The 4750-nt window shown below is 40.0% G+C and carries 6 protein-coding genes; 5 read left to right on the top strand and 1 reads right to left on the bottom strand.

The window, feature by feature from the left end; genetic code table 11:
* Positions 1-367 (bottom strand): 2Fe-2S iron-sulfur cluster-binding protein (locus AAC037_RS19930; RefSeq protein WP_339905086.1); only part of this gene is annotated, 367 nt, incomplete at its 3' end.
* A gap of 299 nt (positions 368-666) precedes the next feature.
* On the opposite strand from AAC037_RS19930, the gene AAC037_RS19925 reads away from it, so the two are divergent.
* The 5 genes from AAC037_RS19925 to AAC037_RS19905 all read left to right on the top strand — a co-directional run.
* Positions 667-1668, top strand: a complete 1002-nt coding sequence (locus AAC037_RS19925) for a beta-ketoacyl-ACP synthase III (protein WP_339905084.1) — start codon at positions 667-669, stop codon at positions 1666-1668.
* A 17-nt stretch (positions 1669-1685) separates the two neighbouring features.
* The gene (gene efp / locus AAC037_RS19920; RefSeq protein ID WP_303612892.1) at positions 1686-2249 is read left to right on the top strand and encodes an elongation factor P; all 564 of its coding nucleotides are present in this window, start codon (positions 1686-1688) and stop codon (positions 2247-2249) included.
* A 112-nt stretch (positions 2250-2361) separates the two neighbouring features.
* Entirely contained in the window at positions 2362-2823 is a 462-nt protein-coding gene (gene accB, locus AAC037_RS19915; RefSeq protein ID WP_339905082.1) for an acetyl-CoA carboxylase biotin carboxyl carrier protein, read from the top strand.
* Positions 2824-2852: 29 nt separating this feature from the next.
* Complete coding sequence (accC, locus tag AAC037_RS19910; RefSeq protein WP_339905080.1) at positions 2853-4205, top strand: acetyl-CoA carboxylase biotin carboxylase subunit; 1353 nt, start codon at positions 2853-2855, stop codon at positions 4203-4205.
* Between the two features lie 338 nt (positions 4206-4543).
* The coding region (locus AAC037_RS19905; protein WP_339905078.1) for a c-type cytochrome domain-containing protein at positions 4544-4750 on the top strand (207 nt) is incomplete at its 3' end.

The following is a 4750-nucleotide window of genomic DNA, read 5'->3' as shown; positions in this document are numbered from 1 at the left end:
TCAATTCCTGAACACCGGCTTCAGGGTTCTTTTCCAAAAGAGCGACAGCTGAAATGATCATTCCTGAGGCACAAAAGCCACATTGAAAAACATCTTCTGCCAGAAATACTTTTTGGACCGGATGCAACTCACCCTGGTGTGCTATCCCTTCAATGGTTACTATATTTTTCCCGGCAACTGAAGTAAGCGGAGTTATACAAGCAGGAAGGGGGTTACCGTTGATTAACACTTTGCATGCGCCACAAGCTCCTTCTCCACAACCATACTTGGTTCCGGTGAGGTTCAATTGATCTCTCAACACCTCAAGCAGACTAGGGTTTTCGGTTGCTTCCACCAAATATTCTTTACCATTTACGCTAAGTTTCATTATTTCATAGGGAAGGTTTTCACTAATTTATAATTTAGGAATTTTCCCGTCCTGATACAACTTGAGAGCGAAATAGATTAATATATTGATTCTCATCATGATTTATTTTTCACATATCCTCAAAATCCTTGGTGGACAAGGACATTTTAAATAATTTTGGGATTCGAATTTTAATACTGTTGACATCAGCTAACAAAAACAGTGTTACTAAAAATGGTATTTGCCCTTGACAACTTTCAATAAAAGATCGCAGGAAAGTTAGGGTGGACCATTTCCAATATGAGACTAGAAACAATCAGATGAAAAAAAGAGCTGTTATTACAGGTGTACATGCCTGGGTACCCGAGTATGTATTAGACAACAAAGAACTGGAAACCATGGTAGATACCAATGACGAGTGGATCACCAGTCGGACAGGTATCAAAGAAAGACGAATTTTAAAAGGTGAAAACCAAGGAACTTCAGTCATCGGCACGGAGGCAGTCAAAGGTTTACTAGAAAAAACCAACACCAACCCGGAAGATATAGATTTGATTATCTGTGCCACCGTTACTCCGGACATGCTATTTCCTGCAACAGCCAATATTATCGCTCACAATGTGGGGGCAAAAAACTGTTATAGTTTTGATATTTCTGCCGCTTGTTCCGGATTCTTATATGCCCTTTCTATGGGGAGTCAGTTTATTGAAACCGGCGCGCATAAAAAAGTGATCATCATAGGAGCTGATAAAATGTCCTCCATCGTTAATTATCAGGACAGAACTACATGTATTATCTTCGGTGATGGTGGTGGAGCTGTATTACTGGAGCCTACTGAAGAAAATCTTGGTGTAATGGATTCTATGCTACATACGGATGGATCCGGTGCAGACTTTCTTCGAATAGAAGCAGGAGGAAGTAGAAAGCCTGCCTCTATAGAAACGGTAACCGGCAGAGAACACTTTGTTTACCAAGAAGGGTCAACCGTATTTAAATTTGCTGTAACCAATATGGCAGAGGTAAGTGCTCAGATCATGGAAAAAAACAATTTGACTGCAGATGACATCACCTGGTTGGTACCACATCAAGCCAACAAAAGGATAATTGATGCGACTGCCAGAAGAATGGGGATAGGACCTGAAAAAGTAATGCTAAACATTGAAAAGTATGGCAATACCACAGCAGGCACTTTACCTCTATGTCTTTGGGATTATGAATCCAAGTTGAAAAAAGGAGATAACTTAATTTTGGCTGCTTTTGGTGGTGGATTTACCTGGGGAGCAGTATATTTAAAATGGGGATATGACCCTAAAAGCGTTTAACCAAAATCAAAGCAAATATGGCAAGTACTGCTGATTTCAAAAATGGCCTTTGTCTGGAATTTAATCATGATATTGTTACAATTGTTGAATTCCAACATGTAAAACCCGGAAAAGGTCCGGCATTTGTTAGAACCAAACTAAAAAGTCTTACCAATGGAAAGGTCGTTGATAAAACTTTTAGTTCAGGTGAGAAAATAACAACCGCACGTGTAGAAAAAAGGCCCCATCAGTACATTTACAATGATGACATGGGGTATCACTTCATGGACACAAGCACCTTCGAACAAATTCCAATTGAGGAAAAACTAATTGAAAGACCTGAATTGTTAAAAGAAGGTCAGATGGTAGATATTCTTATCCATGATGAAACAGAAACACCACTAGGTGTGGAGCTTCCCCCGTTTGTAGAATTAATGGTTACCTACACAGAACCGGGCATCAAAGGAGATACCGCTACCAATACATTAAAACCTGCCACCTTAGAAACGGGTGCTGTGGTAATGGTTCCATTATTTGTAGACCAAGACATAATGATTAAAGTAGATACGCGGGATGGTTCCTACTCTGAAAGAGTTAAATAATCCTTTTTTCGCTATAATTATTTACTAATTTACCTAGTTTTACTTAAGATAAAATCAAGTATATTTGAATCAGGGTGGCCAAATACCGGGTAACTCTCAAAGAAATAGATTTATGAAAGCAAAAGAAATACAAGAATTAATAGACTTTATCTCCAATTCAGGTTTAGCAGAAGTCAAAATAGAAACAGATGAATTCAAGCTTTCCATTAAAAAGAATTCTGAAGTTCAAGCCGTAGCTCCGGCTGCAAGTCCTGCACCTCAAGCGGCTCAGGCACCTGTTCAGCCTTCTGCACCGGCCCCGGCTGAATCAAGCAGTGCCCCTGCAGACAACCTATTAGAAGTGAAGTCTCCCATGATTGGCACCTTTTACAGGTCTCCAAATCCTGATGCAGAATTTTTTGTCAATGTAGGTGATTCCATTCAAAAAGGCCAATCTGTATGCATCATTGAAGCAATGAAATTATTTAACGAAGTGGAATCTGAAGTTTCCGGTAAAATCGTAAAGATCTTAGTAGATGATGCTTCCCCCGTTGAATATGACCAACCTCTCTTTTTGGTTGAACCTCAGAATTGATCGTTTTCTAACCAAACTGACCTTATAAAGTGTTTAATAAAATATTAATAGCCAACAGAGGAGAAATTGCATTAAGGATCATCCGTACTTGTAAAGAAATGGGAGTAAAGACCGTCGCTGTCTATTCCACTGCTGACAAGGACAGCTTACATGTACGTTTTGCCGATGAAGCGGTTTGTATAGGCGCAGCATCAAGCAAAGATTCTTATCTAAATATTCCTAGAATTATAGCTGCTGCAGAAATCACCAATGCAGATGCCATTCATCCCGGCTACGGTTTCCTTTCTGAAAATGCGGAATTTTCAAGGATTTGTGAAGAATACAATATCAAATTTATTGGAGCAAGTCCCGAAATGATCAATCAAATGGGGGACAAGGCAACAGCCAAAGCCACCATGGCAGCAGCCGGAGTACCTACCATTCCCGGTTCTGAAGGCTTGCTAGCTTCCATAGAAGAGGGACTACCTTTAGCGGAAAAAATTGGTTACCCCGTAATCCTTAAAGCCACTGCCGGTGGTGGAGGAAGAGGCATGCGTATTGTGAAGGACCCTGCGGGCTTCAAAAAGGCATGGGACGATGCCAGACAAGAATCTGCTGCTGCATTTGGCAATGATGGCTTGTACCTTGAAAAATTCGTAGAAGAGCCACGCCATATTGAAATTCAAATCATCGGAGATTCTGCCGGTAAGGCCTGCCACCTGTCTGAAAGAGATTGCTCTATTCAAAGACGTCATCAAAAGTTAGTCGAGGAAACTCCTTCTCCATTTATCACTGATGATTTGAGAAAAAGAATGGGTGAAGCTGCCATCAAAGGGGCAGAAGCAATTGCTTATGAAGGGGCCGGAACCATAGAGTTCTTGGTAGACAAAAACCGAGACTTCTACTTTATGGAAATGAATACCAGAATTCAGGTAGAACATCCAATAACGGAAGAGGTGACAGATTTTGATTTAATCAAAGAACAAATCAAAGTAGCTGCCGGAGAAAAAATTAGTGGGAAAAATTACTTCCCGAAATTATATGCCATGGAGTGTCGAATCAATGCAGAAGATCCTGCGAATGGATTCAGACCTAGCCCCGGAAAAATCGTTAACCTCCACCTTCCGGGAGGCAAAGGCGTAAGGATTGACAGCCATGTATATGCAGGATATGTTATTCCGCCAAACTATGATTCCATGATTGCTAAACTTATCGTAAGTGCACAATCCAGAGAAGAAGTGATTGTACGTATGAAACGTGCCTTGGAAGAGTTTGTCATTGATGGCATTAAAACTACCATTCCTTTCCATTTGGCTTTATTGGAAGACCCGGAATTCAATGCCGGAAATTTCACCACTAAATTTCTTGATGATTTTGACTTTTCAAAAGTTCAAAATTCATAATCAAATCAAAAGCCATACATTGCTTCAAAAGGAGAGGTTTTCAACCTCTCCTTTTTTTGTTGCTATCTATTTCCTACGCTCTCACACAAATTGGCGCCTATTTTTTTAGCCCCTATCTACTCATGCCTTGTTCGTATGCTTTCAAGGCCCCGCCACAAAGGATACATATCTCTAATATTTTCGTTATTAATTCAGCTTCCTAAATAAATGCTGGATAAACACTATTCACTAAAAACTACGTATTTTATACCCTCAGGCATTTTCAAATATTGCTTGTATATATAGGTAATTATTAGCAAATTGTTCACTATTAACAATATAAGAGCCCACACAAAATTATGCTAAGGCAATTATCCTATATATTATTGATTCCTTTGGTGACTTTGCTGTCTTGCGCAGAAAAAAGATCCGATTCCACAGCGCTGTCATCAGGAGACCAGATCAGTTATAATTTCCATATCAGGCCAATCCTATCAGACAACTGCTTTGCCTGCCATGGCCCTGATGAAAACAAAAGGGAGTCGGGCCTAAGACTTGACAATGCA

The sequence above is a fragment of the uncultured Cyclobacterium sp. genome (genome assembly GCF_963976465.1).
Classification (GTDB): Bacteria; Bacteroidota; Bacteroidia; order Cytophagales; family Cyclobacteriaceae; genus Cyclobacterium.
Note: the sequence above shows the minus strand (reverse complement) of the source record. Positions and strands in the feature narration are given on the sequence as shown.